At 61.1% G+C, this 17,225-nt stretch carries 12 protein-coding genes; 8 read left to right on the top strand and 4 right to left on the bottom strand.

Features of this window, described 5'->3' with window-relative positions:
* Positions 1 to 315: 315 nt before the first annotated feature.
* From ACF6ZU_RS13750 to ACF6ZU_RS13725, 6 genes are all read left to right on the top strand, one after another.
* Complete coding sequence (locus ACF6ZU_RS13750; protein ID WP_392893277.1) at positions 316 to 1,557, top strand: SfnB family sulfur acquisition oxidoreductase; 1,242 nt, start codon at positions 316 to 318, stop codon at positions 1,555 to 1,557.
* A 23-nt stretch (positions 1,558 to 1,580) separates the two neighbouring features.
* A complete protein-coding gene (locus ACF6ZU_RS13745) occupies positions 1,581 to 2,774 on the top strand; it encodes an SfnB family sulfur acquisition oxidoreductase (RefSeq protein WP_392893275.1) in 1,194 nt (397 codons plus the stop codon).
* Positions 2,774 to 4,132 carry an LLM class flavin-dependent oxidoreductase gene (locus ACF6ZU_RS13740; protein ID WP_392893273.1) on the top strand — a complete coding sequence of 453 codons (1,359 nt, stop codon included), beginning with the start codon at positions 2,774 to 2,776 and terminating at the stop codon, positions 4,130 to 4,132. Before ACF6ZU_RS13745 ends, ACF6ZU_RS13740 begins: the two co-directional genes overlap by 1 nt.
* A gap of 119 nt (positions 4,133 to 4,251) precedes the next feature.
* Entirely contained in the window at positions 4,252 to 5,061 is an 810-nt protein-coding gene (locus tag ACF6ZU_RS13735; RefSeq protein ID WP_392893272.1) for a MetQ/NlpA family ABC transporter substrate-binding protein, read from the top strand.
* Positions 5,062 to 5,063: 2 nt separating this feature from the next.
* On the top strand, positions 5,064 to 6,185 hold the full coding sequence (locus ACF6ZU_RS13730; RefSeq protein WP_392893271.1) for a methionine ABC transporter ATP-binding protein: 1,122 nt from the start codon (positions 5,064 to 5,066) through the stop codon (positions 6,183 to 6,185).
* Positions 6,175 to 6,819, top strand: coding sequence for a methionine ABC transporter permease (locus ACF6ZU_RS13725; RefSeq protein ID WP_017335887.1), 645 nt, complete (start codon positions 6,175 to 6,177; stop codon positions 6,817 to 6,819). The genes ACF6ZU_RS13730 and ACF6ZU_RS13725 overlap by 11 nt, the downstream gene beginning before the upstream one ends.
* Before the next feature lie 64 nt (positions 6,820 to 6,883).
* Here the strand turns inward: ACF6ZU_RS13725 and ACF6ZU_RS13720 are convergent, their stop codons facing one another.
* Positions 6,884 to 9,709, bottom strand: a complete 2,826-nt coding sequence (locus tag ACF6ZU_RS13720; protein WP_392893270.1) for an RHS repeat-associated core domain-containing protein — start codon at positions 9,707 to 9,709, stop codon at positions 6,884 to 6,886.
* 156 nt (positions 9,710 to 9,865) lie between these two features.
* Between ACF6ZU_RS13720 and ACF6ZU_RS13715 the strand changes: the two genes are divergently transcribed.
* Complete coding sequence (locus ACF6ZU_RS13715; protein WP_392893268.1) at positions 9,866 to 10,495, top strand: class I SAM-dependent methyltransferase; 630 nt, start codon at positions 9,866 to 9,868, stop codon at positions 10,493 to 10,495.
* A 100-nt stretch (positions 10,496 to 10,595) separates the two neighbouring features.
* Here the strand turns inward: ACF6ZU_RS13715 and ACF6ZU_RS13710 are convergent, their stop codons facing one another.
* From ACF6ZU_RS13710 to ACF6ZU_RS13700, 3 genes are read right to left on the bottom strand one after another with little or no spacing between them, the layout of a single operon-like run.
* The gene (locus tag ACF6ZU_RS13710; protein WP_392893265.1) at positions 10,596 to 13,649 is read right to left on the bottom strand and encodes an efflux RND transporter permease subunit; all 3,054 of its coding nucleotides are present in this window, start codon (positions 13,647 to 13,649) and stop codon (positions 10,596 to 10,598) included.
* A complete protein-coding gene (locus ACF6ZU_RS13705; RefSeq protein WP_392893263.1) occupies positions 13,646 to 14,713 on the bottom strand; it encodes an efflux RND transporter periplasmic adaptor subunit in 1,068 nt (355 codons plus the stop codon). Before ACF6ZU_RS13705 ends, ACF6ZU_RS13710 begins: the two co-directional genes overlap by 4 nt.
* Positions 14,710 to 15,813, bottom strand: a complete 1,104-nt coding sequence (locus ACF6ZU_RS13700) for an efflux RND transporter periplasmic adaptor subunit (RefSeq protein WP_392893260.1) — start codon at positions 15,811 to 15,813, stop codon at positions 14,710 to 14,712. The genes ACF6ZU_RS13705 and ACF6ZU_RS13700 overlap by 4 nt, the downstream gene beginning before the upstream one ends.
* 182 nt (positions 15,814 to 15,995) lie before the next feature.
* On the opposite strand from ACF6ZU_RS13700, the gene ACF6ZU_RS13695 reads away from it, so the two are divergent.
* Positions 15,996 to 17,156 (top strand): AAA family ATPase, encoded by a 1,161-nt coding sequence (locus ACF6ZU_RS13695; protein ID WP_392893258.1) that lies wholly within the window; start codon positions 15,996 to 15,998, stop codon positions 17,154 to 17,156.
* Positions 17,157 to 17,225: the final 69 nt, after the last annotated feature.

The following is a 17,225-nucleotide window of genomic DNA, read 5'->3' as shown; positions in this document are numbered from 1 at the left end:
CCGTCTGAACACACGCGTCGCCCGGGCGTTTTTCGCGAGCAAGCTCGCTCCTACAAATCTGTGCCTGTTGCTGCATGAACAAAGTGTTGCCCCACGTACAGTTGCTCACGACACACTTCTATCCATATTCCTAAAAGTTAGTTTATTAATTTTTTATACACGCTTAGGGTATATAAACCGGACCACCGGACATTCTTGTTTTTACTTCGCCGCACCCATCGCGGCGTCCATGAGATGTGAGGTAGGTATGGTCCGGAACACAATCACCCCAGTGCAGATCGCCAGGGCATTGCGTGCAGCCAAGGAGCGGCACTGATGTCCAGTCTGGCAGATGCAATCGTCCAGAGTGATCTGGACATCGCCCCGCTGTTGTTGCCCACGCAGGTGTTGCGCAACGACGCTCAAGCCATCAAGGCTGCCCATGAGCTGGCGCAAGTCGCCCGCCAACAAGCGGCTAAACGTGATCGCCAGCGCAAGCTGCCGTGGTCGGAAATCGAACAGTTCACCCGCAGCGGCCTGGGCAGTATTGCTGTCCCGCGCGAATACGGCGGCCCGCAGGTTTCGTTCGTCACCCTGGCCGATGTCTTCGCGATCATTTCCGCGGCCGATCCGGCACTCGGGCAGATCCCGCAGAACCAGTTCGGCATTCTCAACCTGGTGCTCGGCAGCGCCACCGAAGCGCAGAAAAAGCAGCTGTTCAAAAGCGTGCTCGAAGGCTGGCGCATCGGTAATGCCGGGCCGGAACGCGGCACCAGGAACACCCTGGAACTCAAGACACGGATCACCGCCGATGGCGACGGATTTGTCATCAGCGGGCAGAAGTTCTACTCCACCGGCGCGCTGTTCGCCCACTGGGTGGCGGTCAAGGCGCTGAACGACGACGGCAAGCAAGTGCTGGCCTTCGTCCGTCGCGGCACACCGGGTTTGCGCATCGTCGATGACTGGTCCGGTTTCGGCCAGCGCACCACCGCCAGCGGCACCATTTTGCTCAACAACGTGCGGGTCGACGCCGAGCTGGTGGTGGACAACTGGAAGATCAATGACAAACCGAACATCCAGGGCGCCGTCTCGCAGTTGATTCAAGCGGCCATCGACGCCGGCATCGCTCGCGGCGCCATCGATGACGCCATCGAATTCGTGAAAACCCGCGCCCGTCCATGGATCGACGCCAAGGTCGAACGCGCCAGCGATGACCTGTACGTGATTGCCGACATCGGCAAACTGAAGATCGAACTGCACGCCGCCGAAGCCCTGCTGCGCAAGGCCGGGCAAGTGCTCGATCAAGTCAATGCCGCGCCGCTCACTGCAGAGTCCGCCGCCCGCGCTTCGATTGCCGTGGCCGAAGCCAAAGTGCTGACCACCGAGATCTCGCTGCTGGCCAGCGAAAAGCTTTTCGAACTGGCTGGCAGCCGCGCCACCCTCGCCGAATTCAACCTCGACCGCCACTGGCGCAACGCCCGCGTGCACACCCTGCACGACCCGGTGCGCTGGAAGTATCACGCCGTCGGCGCCTATCACCTCAACGGCACGCTGCCCGCTCGCCACTCCTGGATTTAACGACCAGACACCTGGAGAAACACATGACTCTTTCTCACCACGTCGCGGTCATAACCAGCGATGAGCAAGCCCTGATTGTCGCCAGTGATTTGGCCGAAGATTTCAAACGCGACAGCGCCCTGCGCGACCGCGAGCGCCGTTTGCCGCACCCGGAACTGGAAGTGTTTTCCCGCTCGGGCCTGTGGGGCATCAGCGTGCCGAAGGAGTTCGGCGGTGCGGGCGTTTCCAACGTCACGCTGGCCAAGGTGATCGCCTTGATCGCCCAGGCTGACGGCTCCCTGGGGCAAATCCCGCAGAACCATTTTTACGCCCTCGAAGTGTTGCGCGTGAACGGCAGCGCCGAGCAGAAAAAACGCCTTTACGCCGAAGTGCTCGCAGGCCAGCGCTTTGGCAATGCGCTCGCCGAACTCGGCACCAAAACCGCCAGTGACCGCACCACCAGCCTGACCCGCGACGGGGACGGCTATCGCATCAACGGCCGCAAGTTCTACGCCACCGGCGCGATCTACGCGCAACGCATTCCCACCTCGGTGGTGGATGAAAACGGCGTGCAGCAACTGGCATTCGTCCCGCGCGACAGCAAGGGCCTGACGGTCATCGACGACTGGAGCGGTTTCGGCCAGCGCACCACCGGCAGCGGTTCGGTGGTGTTCGAAGACGTCTACGTCGCCGCCGAAGACGTGATCCCGTTTCAAAGCGCGTTCGAACGCCCGACGACCGTCGGCCCGCTGGCGCAGATTCTTCATGCGGCCATTGACACCGGCATCGCCCGTGCGGCGTATGAAGATGCCCTGCATTTCGTACGCACCAAAACCCGGCCGTGGATCGATGCCACCCATGAAAAAGCCATCGACGACCCGCTCACGATCAAGAGCTTCGGCCACCTGAGCATTCGCCTGCACGCCACTGAAGCGCTGCTGGAGCGCTCCGGCGAATTCCTCGACCGGGCGCAGGCCGACACCAACGCCGAGACCGTCGCCGCCGCCTCGATTGCCGTCGCCGAGGCCCGTGCCATCAGCACCGAAATTTCACTGGCTGCCGGCAGCACGCTGTTCGAACTCGCTGGCAGCCAGGCCACCCTGATCGAGCACGGCCTCGACCGCCATTGGCGCAACGCCCGGGTGCACACGCTGCACGACCCGGTGCGCTGGAAATATCACGCGGTGGGCAATTACTACCTCAACGATGAAAACCCTCCGTTGCGAGGGACCCTCTGATGGTCGACGCAAAAAAGAAGATCCTGCTCAACGCGTTCAACATGAACTGCATCGGGCACATCAACCATGGTTTGTGGACGCACCCGCGGGACACCTCCACCCAATACAAAACCCTCTCATACTGGACCGAGCTCGCGCAGTTGCTGGAGCGCGGCTTGTTCGACGGCTTGTTCATCGCGGACATCGTCGGCGTGTACGACGTCTACCAGAACTCGGTGGACGTGCCGCTGAAAGAGTCGATTCAGCTGCCGGTCAACGATCCGCTGCTGCTGGTCTCGGCCATGGCGGCGGTGACGAAAAACCTCGGTTTCGGCCTGACCGCCAACCTGACGTACGAACCGCCGTACCTGTTCGCCCGCCGCATGTCGACGCTCGACCACCTGAGCCGCGGCCGGGTCGGCTGGAACATCGTCACCGGTTACCTCGACAGCGCCGCCAAGGCCATGGGCCTGAGCGAACAAGTCGAGCATGACCGCCGTTACGACCAGGCCGATGAATACCTCGAAGTGCTCTACAAACTCTGGGAAGGCAGCTGGGAAAACGGCGCGGTGCTCAACGATCCGCAGCAACGGATCTATGCGCAGCCGGACAAGGTGCACAAGGTCGAGCACAAGGGCGAGTTCTATCAGGTCGAGGGTTATCACCTCTGCGAGCCTTCGCCGCAACGCACGCCGGTGCTGTTCCAGGCCGGCAGTTCGGACCGCGGCTTGCTGTTTGCCGGGCGCCACGCCGAGTGCGTGTTCATCAGCGGCCAGAACAAACCGTCGACCAGGGTTCAGGTGGACAAGGTGCGCGCCAGCGCCGTCGAAGCCGGGCGCAATCCCGAGGACATCAAGGTGTTCATGGGGCTGAACGTGATCGTCGGCGCCACCGAAGAACTCGCCTGGGCCAAGCACGCCGAGTACCTGAGCTACGCCAGCGCCGAAGCCGGCGTGGCGCATTTTTCGGCATCGACCGGGATCGATTTTTCCGAGTACGCCATCGACGAACCGATCCAGTACGTGAAGAGCAACGCGATCCAGTCGGCCACCAAGAACCTGCAAAACAACGACTGGACCCGCCGCAAATTGCTTGAGCAACACGCCCTCGGCGGTCGCTACATCACGGTGGTCGGTTCGCCGGAGCAAGTGGCCGACGAGCTGGAATCGTGGATCGCCGAAACCGGGCTGGATGGCTTCAACCTGACGCGGATTGTCACGCCGGAAAGCTATGTGGATTTCATTGAACTGGTGATTCCGGAGTTGCAGCGTCGCGGGTCGTACAAGACCGCTTATGACGATGGCAGCCTGCGCGAGAAGCTGTTTCACGCCGAGGCGCATTTGCCTGAGCAACACACTGGCTCGGCATTCAGACGCTAAAAGCATCGCCGGCAAGCCGGCTCCTACAAGGACACCGCATTCCCCTGTAGGAGCCGGCTTGCTGGCGATGAGGCCCTAACAGACACCACACATTTAATGCACTGACTGGAAAAAACATCATGACCAAGAACTACTTCTCTCACCCAGTCAAAGCACTGGCCCTGGCCCTCGGCCTCTTCAGCTCCATCACCTTCGCCGCCGACGCGCCGCTGAAAGTCGGCACCACCGCCGCGTTCGCGATTCCGCTGGAAGCCGCCGTCGAAGAAGCGAATAAACAAGGCCTGAAAGTCGAACTCGTCGAGTTCACTGACTGGATCGCGCCCAACGTCAGCCTCGCCGCCGGCGACATCGACGTGAACTACTTCCAGCACGTGCCGTTCCTGGAGAACGCCAAGGCCGCCGCCGGTTTTGACCTGGTGCCGTTCGCACCGGGGATCATCAACAACGTCGGCCTCTACTCGAAGAAATACAAAAGCTTCGACGAACTGCCGGAAGGCGCCAGCGTCGCCATCGCCAACGACCCGATCAACAGCGGTCGCGGCCTGCAACTGCTGGCCAAGGCGGGCCTGATCACGCTCAAGCCGGGCGTCGGCTACAAGGCCACCGAAGACGACATCATCGCCAACCCGAAGAAAATCAAAATCCTGCAAGTCGAAGCCGTGCAACTGGTGCGCGCCTATGACGACGCCGATCTGGTCCAGGGCTATCCGGCCTACATCCGCCTGGCGAAGACCTTCGATGCCGGTTCCGCGCTGCTGTTCGACGGCCTCGACCACAAGGAATACGTGATCCAGTTCGTGATCCAGCCGAAAAGCAAAACCGACCCGCGCCTGATCAAGTTCGTCGACATCTACCAGCACTCGCCCGCCGTTCGCGCCGCCCTGGATAAAGCCCACGGCAAGCTCTATCAAGCCGGTTGGGAAAGCTGAGCATGACGGCAGCGATCCAACGGCGACTGGATATTCCAGAGCCTCAGAAAGCCGAAAAGACTGAACTGCACCCGGACCTGAACCGTGCGCACGTGCGCTTCATCGGCCTGGGCAAGACCTACAACGGCCAGCAAGGTCCGGTGGCGGCGTTACACGGCATCGATCTGGCGATCCAGCGCGGTGAAGTGTTCGGCATCATCGGCCGCAGCGGCGCCGGCAAGTCGTCGCTGATCCGCACCATCAACCGTCTCGAACAACCGAGCACAGGGCGTGTGCTGATCGATCAGGTGGACATCGGCGAGTTCGATGAAGACCGTCTGGTGGCGCTGCGTCGGCGGATCGGGATGATCTTCCAGCACTTCAACCTGATGTCGGCCAAGACCGTGTGGCAGAACGTCGAGTTGCCGCTGAAAGTCGCCGGCGTGCCAAAGGAAAAACGCGAACGGAAGGTCCGTGAGCTGCTGGAACTGGTCGGCCTGCAAGAGAAACACAAGGCTTACCCGGCGCAGCTTTCCGGCGGTCAGAAACAGCGTGTCGGCATCGCCCGCGCGCTGGTGCATGACCCGGAAATCCTGCTGTGCGACGAAGCCACTTCCGCCCTCGACCCGGAGACCACGCAATCGATCCTCGGCCTGCTGCGCGAGATCAATCAGCGCCTGGGCCTGACCATCGTGCTGATCACTCACGAGATGGCGGTGATCCGCGATATCTGTGATCGCGTCGTGGTGCTGGAACACGGTCGCATCGTCGAGCAAGGCCCGGTGTGGGAAGTGTTCGGCAACCCGCAGCATGACGTCAGCAAGACGCTGCTCGCGCCGCTGCAACACGCGTTGCCGCAAGAGTTGCAAAGCCGCCTGCAAAAGCAACCACAGTCGTCTGATGCCGCCGTGGTCCTGCGCTTGCAATTCACCGGCAGCGCCACCGACGAACCGGATCTGGCCGCGCTGTTCGCCGCACTCGGCGGTCGCGTGCGCTTGCTGCAAGGCGGCGTGGAACGGATTCAGGGCCATGCGCTGGGGCAATTGCTGCTGGCGGTGGCCGGCTCGTCGCTCGGTGCCGAGGAACTGCGTCAACGCGCCGGCAATTGGGCGCAACAGGTGGAGGTGCTGGGTTATGTGGTTTGATCGCCTGCTTCAAGGCTTCATCGATACGTTTTTGATGGTCGGCGTGTCGTCATTGATCGCGTTGCTGGCGGGCATTCCGCTGGCGGTGATCCTGGTGACCAGCTCAAAGGGCGGCATCTACGAAGCCCCGGCGCTGAACCGCGCACTGGGCGCGTTCGTGAACCTGTTTCGTTCGATTCCGTTCCTGATTCTGATGGTGGCGCTGATTCCGTTCACCCGGCTTATAGTCGGCACCACTTACGGTGTCTGGGCAGCCGTGGTGCCGCTGACGATTGCGGCCACGCCCTTCTTTGCGCGTATCGCGGAAGTCAGTTTGCGCGAGGTGGATTTCGGCTTGATCGAAGCGGCGCAAGCGATGGGGTGCCGGCGCTGGCATATCGTCTGGCATGTGCTGTTGCCTGAGGCGTTGCCGGGGATTGTCGGGGGTTTCACGATTACCCTGGTGACGATGATCAACTCGTCGGCCATGGCCGGGGCGATTGGCGCCGGTGGTTTGGGGGACATCGCGTATCGGTACGGGTATCAGCGGTTTGATAGCCAGATCATGTTGACGGTGATTGTGTTGCTGGTGGTGTTGGTGGCGGTGATTCAGTTGGGTGGGGATCGGTTGGCTCGGGGGTTGAATAAAAGGTGAATGAAGCATTCTGGTTCGGCGATGGGAGAGCATCGCCCCCACGCCGAACGTGGACAACCGATGGCTAAGCTATCGAAGCTCTGCGACCGGGCTTGACCGTCGTCCATTGACCGCCGGCATTAACACCGCTCCGATATCCTGCAAACAGAATTTGATCACGGCTACGCTCTTGAATGCCTGTCGCAGTCGATCTCGGTTCTCGGCGATAGAAATCGTCAGTAGGAACGGTGTAGCCGTCAGCCTCACCCATAGATCCTCTCGTGTCGCTGTAATAGATCCCGGGGCCACTTAAATTTCTAGTAGCCCTATCCCTTCCAAACATACCTTTTACGGTACTTCTTTTGGTTATCCACACCGTGGACCGATAAAGTTCATCAGTGTAGTTTTCAGTCAAAGCCTCCAATAGCTTGTTTCCAATGGAGGACGATCGTTGCGCGGCGATAACAGCGTTCGCAGTTTGGCTTCCTTCATGAAAAGCCAGAAAGCCATGAGGTGCATCCAGCGGCTTCATCGGAGCTTTCATTGCTACATCTACATCCATGTACACCCCGCCGTACGAATGAACTATAGCGAGTTCCGCAATATCGCTGGCCGCTGCGAAGTTGTTATAAGCCCCGCTCAGCTCCTGATTAAAAAATCCGACGATTTTGTGAGCGTTATCGTAATTCTTGCCCAAGTCCTGGAAGAGTTCGTCCATGAGTCTTATTGATACGCTTCGCGCGTTGCGCGTCGCAAGATACCTGCCGCTGGGGTCGTTGCCCTCCTCCATGTTCAAGAATGTATCAACAATCAATTTTCCCCGAGTCGTCCAGACATTCACTTCGTAGTCAGGATTCAGCTCTTTGAACATGAGCACGTTATGTGCGTGTTCCTCAGGCAGGTTTTTTCCAACCCAAAAAAAATGTGCAATTTTTGGAATAGTCGATTCGGAATTCTTCCCATCAAAATCAACCCTTCCTATTGGATTATTACGAACAAAACAAAACTGATTAAGGCCATCCACAATACCTGCCGGATCTGCACTTACCCATCGCAATAGCCACGGCGCATAGTATCTGTAGCCGTAGTAGTAAAGTCCTGTCGCATCGCGCTCTTTACCCGAATAGCGAATGGTTTTGTACTTCGCCACCAACGCACTTTTCCCTGCCCAGCACGCGGTACCGCCGAAGGGGTAGTAGCGCTCCCAAGTCAGCACGCCCGCATCAGCATCCAGTTCCAGCGTGCGGGAACGCAAATGATCACAAAGGTTGTAGCGCAGTTGATCGGCATGGGCGCCGTTCGGCCAATGCAAAGCTCGTACGCTACTGCGCCCGGCTTCGGTGCTGATGACATGGTGCTCTTCGCCATCGGCATGACGGTGGATTTCAAGGCTATGCAGGTAACGGACTTCCGAGCGCAGAGTTCGGTTAATGGTCTGGCTGACATTCACTTTGCGCACTCGATGGCCCAGCCGGTCGTAGAAATAGCATTCGTCATCGTCGGGCTCATTGATGCGCTTGACCAAGGTCACCCGGCTCAACTGGTTGCGAACATCCCATTGCATGACCTGGCCACGCAACAGTTCCCGTTGATTGCCACCGGCATCGAAACCGGAGTCGATATCCGGTTCCCCAGGCAGCGAACCATCGTCCCGCTGCGCCAGGCTGCGGTTGCTGCGCGCGGAAGTGAACATCGAGAAGCCCGGCGCGCCGCTGTGGTGCCGGGTGATCAGATTGCCCGCTGCGTCGTAGTCGAAGCGCTGGGTGTAATTGCGCCGCTGATTGGGGTCCAGCGGGGTGGGCAGTAATGCCGGGAGCGCGGGTCCGTGACTTGGGTTGGCGACTTCCCAACCGCTGGCTTCGATCAGTTGATACAGGCTGTCGTAGCGGTAGCGGTTGATCGGGTCGATGCGCTGGTTGTTGAAGTGCGAAACGGACTGAGCCTTGTCCTCCAGCTCAACGATATTGCCCACCGCATCGTAGACGTAATTCAAATCCTGCAGCGGCTTCTGACTTGCGACCGCCGCCACCAGCCTGATCAACCGACCGTCATCGGCACCGTACAGGGCCTGGGTCTTCACGCCATTGCCGGCGGTTTCGCTTTCGATCTGATCGAGCGCGTTGTAGCGGATGTGGCTGACCAGCCGTTGTGGTTGCTTGCCTTCTCCCGCCAATGTCAGCCAGGCCTCACTCAACTTTCCCGACACGTCATAGCCGAAAGTGCGGACATTGCCCATGGCGTCGGTCAGACATTCAATCTCGCCCGTGGGACGAAAGGAATGCCGGGTAGTGAACACCTCGTCTTCCAGCCACTCGTCTCGGGCATCGGGGTCGAGGGGCCAGTCAAGCGTTTCAAGTTCAATCAGATAGCTGATGCTTTCAACCAGCACAGCGCCGGCCAACCCATATTCTTTAGTGATTTGAGAGCTGGCAGGGTTGTCATGGCGAATCAATCGGCCGCACTGATTGCGTTCGGCATCCACCGCGTCAGCGCCACCGTAAGTGAACCGGTCAACCACGCGAGGCAAAGCGTCCGAGCCCTGTTCGGTGACCGCGACAGGACGCTGCTGATCGTCATATTCGCAGTGCCGCTGGCTACCTCGACCGTCCCAGAAGGAATGCAGCGAGCCAACGCGATTCAACAGACTCAGCTGCCAACCGGCGTCCACACTTTTCGTCAATACGGGCTGACCATTCAAGCCGTAGACCGTCGCCAGGTTCGGTTGCGGCGCCGTGCCCCAAAGCCGCGGATCCCAGGATGCAACCGGCCGCCCGGCCTCATCGAACATTTGCCGGGTGATGCGCGGCTCAATGACGACCTCGTCGGGATGGCGACAATAGCCCACGCTGCGGATCGCCAAGGCGCGCGGATCAATAACTGACAATGTGGGGGTGTGTGGGTGAGGGTTCACGGCATCGACGGTCCTTCACTCGGTTCGAGCAAAGACTGAGCCTTTTTGGGCCGGGCCGATACTGTAAGAAGTAACAGGTCGGCGGCGATGGCTGCGCAGCAGCCACCGATGTCATGGCGTATATTCGGCAAATTCCAATTGCCTGCGCAGCCGATCATGAAGCAGTCCCCCGACGACCTTGAGAAAATCACTTCCACCACCCTCGGTCACTACAACTCAGTGGCCGAAGGTTTCCGCGAAGGGACCCGCGATCACGATGTCAGCCAGAACATCGATGCGTTGCTGCGACATATCCACGGCGAGGCGCCTTTCGACATCCTCGACTTCGGCTGCGGACCGGGTCGTGACTTGCAGACCTTTACGCGCATGGGCCACACCGCCGTCGGTCTGGATGGCTCGGAAAAGTTTGCGCAGATGGCGCGTGAAGACAGTGGCTGCGAAGTGTGGCAACAGGACTTTCTGAAGCTGGATCTACCGGCTGAACGCTTCGACGGGATTTTTGCCAATGCGGTGTTGTTCCACATTCCGCGCCAGGAATTGCCGCGGGTGCTGAAGCAATTGCACGGGGCGTTGAAGCCGGGGGGCGTGTTGTTCAGCTCCAATCCGCGTGGGGAGAATCAGGAAGGCTGGAACGGGCCGCGTTATGGGGCGTATCACGATCTTCAGGCGTGGCAGGATTTGCTCACGGCGGCGGGGTTTGTCGAGCTGGAGCATTACTACCGGCCGGCCGGGCTGCCACGGGAGCAGCAGCCTTGGTTGGCGAGTGTCTGGCGTAAACCTGTGTAGTCAGGTCAGACGCCATCGCGAGCAGGCTCGCTCCCACAGGGAAATGCGGTCTCCTGTGGGAGCGAGCCTGCTCGCGATTAGAGCGCGAAGCGCTCTGCTTTTAGTGGACCTCTTTCTTCGGCTCGCGAATCTTGTACCAGGCCACATACAGCGCCGGCAAAAACAGCAGCGTCAGCAACGTCGCGATGATGATCCCGCCAATCATCGCGTAAGCCATCGGCCCCCAGAACACTTCCCGGGCAATCGGGATCATCCCCAGGCTTGCCGCCGCGGCCGTCAACAGAATCGGCCGGCGACGGTGTTCCGTGGCTTGCGCCACCGCGTCCCACGGTGACAGCCCCTCCTGCTCCAGCGCGTCGATCTGGGTCACGAGGATGACCGAGTTGCGGATGATGATGCCGATCAACGCGAGAATCCCGAGGATCGCCACGAAGCCCATCGGCGTGCCCGTCGGGATCAGCGCCAGCACCACGCCGATCAGGCCGAGCGGCGCGACGCTGGCCACCAGGAACAGCTTCTGCACGCTATGCAACTGGATCATCAGGAACGTCGCCATCAGGAACAGCATCAGCGGCACGACCTTGGCAATCGGCCCCTGGGCCTTGCCGCTCTCCTCGACCGTGCCGCCGGTGGCGACCTTGTAGCCCACCGGCAAAGCAGCGGCGAACTTGTCGATCTCCGGCTTCAGTTGCTTGACCAGATCGGTCGGCTGAATCTCGTCGCGCACCGCCGCCTTGATGGTGATGGTCGGTTTGCGGTCGCGGCGCCAAACCAGCGGCTGCTCAAGTTCATAGCGCACGGTGGCGAAGGCCAGCAGCGGAATCGAAGTGCCGCTGGGCGTGACAATCTGCAGGTTCTGCAGGGTTTCCGGCGTTCCGCGCTCCGCGTCCACTGCGCGGCCCACGACGTTGATCAGGTAGATGTCGTCATCCACCTGGGTCACCGGCGCACCGACCACAATGCTGTTCATCAGATTGGCCACGTCCTCCGATGACAACCCCAGTTGCCGCACCTTGTCCTGCGCGATGTCGATGCGCAGGACTTTACCCGGCTCGTTCCAGTCGTAAATGATCTCGCCGATGTGCGAATTTTTATCCAGCTCGGTGGCCAGGGCGATCGCGTGTTTGCGCACCTGGTCGATGTCTTTGCCACTGACCCGGTACTGGATCGGCCGGCCCACCGGCGGCCCCATTTCCAGTGCCTGCACGTAACTGCCGATGCCGACGAAATCCTTGCGCAAGCGCTCACGCAGACGCTGGCTCAGGGCTTCTCGCGATTCCAGGCCCTTGCTGACGATCACCAGTTGCGCGTAGTACGGGTTCTGCAATTGCTGGTCGAGCGGCAGGTAGAAACGGATCGCGCCCTCGCCGATGTAGGTGCTCCAGCGCTCGATGTCCGGGTCGCCCTTGAGCGTCGCTTCGAGCTTGTCCACCGCCTTGCGGGTTTCGGCGATCGAGGCGTTTTGCGGCAGGTTGAGGTCGACGAGGATTTCCGGGCGGTCGGACGACGGGAAGAACTGGTTCTGCACGAACTGCATGGAAAACACCGACGCCACGAACAAGGCGATGGTGATGCCGATGGCCCACCAGCGATTGCGCATGGACCAGAGCATGCCGTAATTGAAGGCACGGCCGATGCGGCCGGGCTCCGCGTCATGGGGTTTTACCTTGGCGCTGAGGATGTGCACGCCGATCACCGGCGCGAACAGTACCGCGACGATCCACGACACCAGCATCGCCACCGCGATCACCGCGAACAGGGTGAAGGTGTACTCGCCCGCCGAACTGGCGTTCAGGCCGATGGGCACAAACCCGGCCACAGTCACCAATGTGCCGGTGAGCATCGGGAACGCGGTCGAGGTGTAGGCGAACGTGGCTGCCTGCTCCTTGGTTTCGCCCATCTCCAGGCGGGTGACCATCATTTCCACCGTGATCATCGCGTCGTCCACCAGCAGGCCGAGGGCGATGATCAAGGCGCCGAGGGAAATCCGCTGCATGGTGATGCCGCTGTATTCCATGAAGACGAAGACCATCGCCAGCACCAGCGGGATCGAGCAGGCCACCACCAGCCCGGCGCGCACGCCGAGGCTGACGAAGCTGACGATCAGCACGATCACCACTGCTTCAAACAGCGCGCTGGTGAAGCCGCCGACGGCTTTTTCCACCACGGCGGCCTGGTCGGACACGTTGTACACACCGACGCCCACCGGCAGGTCGGCGGTCAGGTCGGTCATGCGCTGGTGCAGCGCCTTGCCGAATTCCTGAATGTTGCCGCCCTTCTTCATGGCGATGGCCAGGCCGATGCCCTGATGGCCATTGAAGCGGAACTCAGGCGTTGCCGGGTCGACGTAACCACGGCTGATGTCGGCAATGTCGGCCAGGCGATAGAAGCGATCGTTGAGCTGCAGGTTGACGTTTGCCAGGTCTTTCTCGGAGGCGAACTGCCCTGTGGTGCGCACGGAAATCCGCTCCGGCCCGGCTTCGATAACCCCGGCCGGCGTCACCGCGTTTTGTGATTGCAGGCTCTGCACGACCTGACGCTGATCGATGCCCAGCGCTGCCAGTTTGCGGGTGGAGAAATTCAGGTAGAGCACTTCATCCTGCTCACCGACCATTTCGACTTTGCCCAGCCCCGGCACATCGCGAATCTGGGCGCGTACCTGCTCGACGTAGTCGCGCAACTGACGCATCGACAACCCGTCGGCGGTAAACGCATACACCGAGCCGAACACATCACCGAACTCGTCGTTGAACCCCGGCCCTTGCAGGCCCTTGGGGAACTGGCCGCGAATGTCGTTGATCTTCTTGCGCACCTGGTACCAGATTTCCGGGATGTCCTTGGCGCTGGTGGTGTCGCGCAGGTTCACGAAAACCGTGGATTCACCGGGCCGGGTGTAGCTTTTCACGTAGTCGAGAGAATCGAGCTCTTCGAGCTTTTTCTCGATGCGGTCCGTGACCTGCTTGAGGGTTTCCTCCTGGGTCGCGCCCGGCCAGCTCGACTGGATGACCATGGTCTTGATGGTGAACGACGGGTCTTCCTCGCGACCGAGGTTCATGTACGAGAACACGCCCATCACCAGCGCGACGAACATCAGGTACCAGACAAACGACTGATGCTTGAGGGCCCACTCGGATAAGTTAAAACTCCCTTTCATTGCGGGCTGTCCTCGTCGATTTTGACTTTCTGCCCCGGTTTCAGGCTGTTGACGCCGGCACTGACGACCCGCTCGCCGGACTTCACGCCACTGGCCAGGATCATGGTGGAATCGGTGCGGCTGACCAGGCTGACGTCACGCGGGGACACGGTCTGGGTCTGCGCATCGATGACCCAGATCCGCGACTTGCCATCGACCTCTTGCAGCGCGGTCAGCGGCAGTTCGATCCGCGGCTTGATCGCGGAGCTGAGGGTGACGCTGATCGCGGTGCCCAGGCGAAAACCGGGCGGAGTTTCCGTCAGGGTCAGGCGCGCGCGGCGGGTGCGGGTGGCGCTCTGCGCCTGGGGTTCGATCTCGCGGACGATGGCGGTGGTGGTGATGCTCGGGTCCAGTTGCACGGCGACCTGGAACACCACGTCCGCCGGCAATTGATCGACCAGCGTGTCGGGCAGGTCGATCACCGCTTCCTTGATGTCCGGTTGCGCGAGGGTCACCACTTGCTGGCCAGCGGTCACCACTTGCCCGGCTTCGGCGTTCCACGCGGTGACGATGGCTTTGTGGTCCGTGCGCAGTTCGACGTAACCGAGTTGGTCCCTGGCCTGATCGACCGCCGCTTTTGCCTGGTCAAGGGAGGCCTGGGTGGTTTTCAGATCGGTCTGGGCGATGTCCAGTTGCGCCTGCGCGCCGACGCCGCGATCGAACAGTTCCTGCTGGCGCCGCGCGTTGGCCTGGGCGTTGATCAGTTGCGCCTGGATTTTCGCCAGATCGCCCTGGGCCGAACGCAGCTGGTTTTGCTGATCGGTGGGATCGAGCGTGGCGAGCAAGGCGCCCTTCTCGACCTCGGCGCCGACATCGACGTTACGGCTGGCGATCCGCCCGGCTATGCGGAAACCGACATTGGTTTCGTAACGGGCCTGGATACTGCCGGCGAAGCGGCCGAGGTTTTCCTCGTCCAGCGCCTGGACCTTGACGGACAACACCGGGCGCACCGGCTCGGGCGGTGGCTCTTTTTCCGAACAGGCCCCCAGCATCACGCCGGCGAGCACCAGCAACAGGCGCTTCATGGCTGGGCTCCTTCGGCCAGGTCTTTATACGTATTTTCAGCGATTTCCACTTTCACCCCGGGGTGCAACAACTGGCCGCCGGCGATGATGACTTTTTCGCCGCCCTTCAGGCCGTCGCTGATGATGACTTTGCCGGTCAGGTAACGACCGACCGTGACCGTGTGCAGTTGCGCCTTGCCTTCGTCGTCGACCAGCCACACGGCCGGCTCGTCGAGGTTTTTGGTCAGGGCCGACCAGGGCAGCTCCACGGCCGACTTGCCCGGCGTTTTCGCCGTGGCACTGACCACCGAACCGAGCTGCATGCCCTCCGGCAGTCGATCAAGGGTGACTTTGACCTGCACCGTGCCGGTCTGCGCGGACACCGCCGGGGTGACTTCGCGCACCGTGCCTATGGTCTTGATGGCAGGGTTGTCGATCAGGCTGACTTCTACGGTCTTGTCTTCGGGGGGCTCCGTCAGCAGCGATTCATAGACGTTGAACACCGCATCACGCTCGCCGTCCCGGGCCAGGCTGAAAATCGGCATCGTCGCCTGTACCACCTGGCCCACTTCAGCCTGGCGCGCGGTGATGACCCCCGGCGCATCGGCGATCAGCGCGGTGTAGCTGAGTTGTTCCCTAGCGTTGGCCAACTGCGCCTGGGCGGCCGTCAGCGCGCTCTGGCTGCTGCGCAACGCGGCCTGGGCGGAGTCGAATTCGCTCTGACTGGTGTAGCCCTTGGGCAGGAGTTTTTGCTGACGAACGAAGGCCGCTGCCGACTGCTTGACCCGCGCCTGCTCGGCGACCACCTGGGCCTGGGCCGAGTCGACATTGGTCTGCAGGTCTTTTGGGTCGAGCCTGGCCAACACCTGTTTGGCCGTGACCCGGTCACTGACATCGACCATGCGCTGAATGATCTTGCCGCCCACACGGAACGACAGCTCGGTCTGGACACGCGCCTGCACGTCGCCGGTGAGGGTCACGGTGGCCGCGTAATCCAGAGGCTTGACGGTTTGCACGAACACCCGCGGGCGATCCTTTTCGACCTGGGGTTTTTCGCCGCAGGCACCCAGCAGGACAAGAAGGCTCAAGCCAACCGCTCTTTTCAATCCGGGACCAGCCATGCAGACTCCTTTGCGTTGTACGGACGTGCCAATGGCGATACGACTGTGAGCTTAGAACAGGGTTCCGCCTTCGCCCACGCTGTCAGGTATTTCATCCTGTGGAAGATGCAGATTGTTCCTACACGCCAATTTCGGCATCGACGCTATCCTGATGCCATTTCAGGGCCACAGAGAACATCTTTATGCTCAAGACCCTCGCGGTGGCCAATTACCGCTCGATCAACAAACTGGTGATTCCACTCGGTCGCCTGAACCTGATCACCGGGCCGAACGGCAGTGGCAAATCCAACCTCTACCGCGCGTTGCGCCTGCTGGCGGAAACCGCCCAGGGCGGCGTGGTGAATGCGCTGGCCCGCGAGGGCGGGCTGGATTCGACGTTCTGGGCCGGACCGGAAACCATCACCCGCCGCATGCGCAACGGTGAAGTGCCGATCGAGGCGACCGTGCGACACGGCGTCAAGCGCTTGCGCCTGGGGTTCGCCGGCGAGGATTTCAGCTACGCGATCGCATTGGGTTTGCCTGAGCCCAGCCTCTCCGCGTTCTCGCTGGACCCGGAAATCAAAAAGGAATACATCTGGAGCGGCCCGTTCTACCGCCCGGCCAGCCTGCTGGTGGAACGCAACGGTCCGATGATCCGGGCGCGTGACGGCCGCGACTGGGAGGTGCTGGCCCAGCACACGCCGATTTTCGACAGCCTGTTCGATCAGGTCGGCAGCCTGCGGACTTCGCCGGAAGTCTTGCAGTTGCGCGAGTTCATCCGACGCTGGCGCTTCTACGATCATTTCCGCAGCGATGCCGATGCGCCGGTGCGTCAACCGCAATTGGGTACCCGCACGCCGGTCCTGCACCATGACGGGCGGGATCTGGCGGCGGCGTTGCAGACGATTCGCGAAATCGGCGACCCGGAGGCGTTGCAGAATGCGATCAGTGACGCGTTTCCCGGCGCACGATTGAACATCGCGCAACTACAGGGCGGCCGGTTTGCCATCGAGTTTTATCAGGAAGGGTTGTTGCGCCCTTTGTCGGCGGCCGAGCTGTCCGACGGGACGTTGCGATATTTGCTGTTGGTGGCGGCCTTGCTGACGCCTCGTCCGCCGTCGCTGATGGTACTGAACGAGCCGGAAACCAGCCTGCATCCGGACCTGTTGCCGGCGTTGGCGCGCTTGATCATCCGCGCGTCCGGGCAGTGTCAGGTTTGGGTGGTGTCCCATGCACGGCGCTTGATCTCGGCGCTGCAGGAGGACCCGGAATGCAATTGCATCGTGCTGGAAAAAAACCTCGGGCAAACCGGAATTGTCGGGCAGCGGATGCTGGATGAACCGGCGTGGTACTGGCCGGATTGAGCAGCACCTTAAACATCGCTTTCGCGAGCAGGCTCGCTCCCACAGTTGACCGAGTTGTCCAGACGGACG

The sequence above is a fragment of the Pseudomonas migulae genome (assembly GCF_043225285.1).
Classification (GTDB): Bacteria; Pseudomonadota; Gammaproteobacteria; order Pseudomonadales; family Pseudomonadaceae; genus Aquipseudomonas; species Aquipseudomonas migulae_C.
Note: the sequence above shows the minus strand (reverse complement) of the source record. Positions and strands in the feature narration are given on the sequence as shown.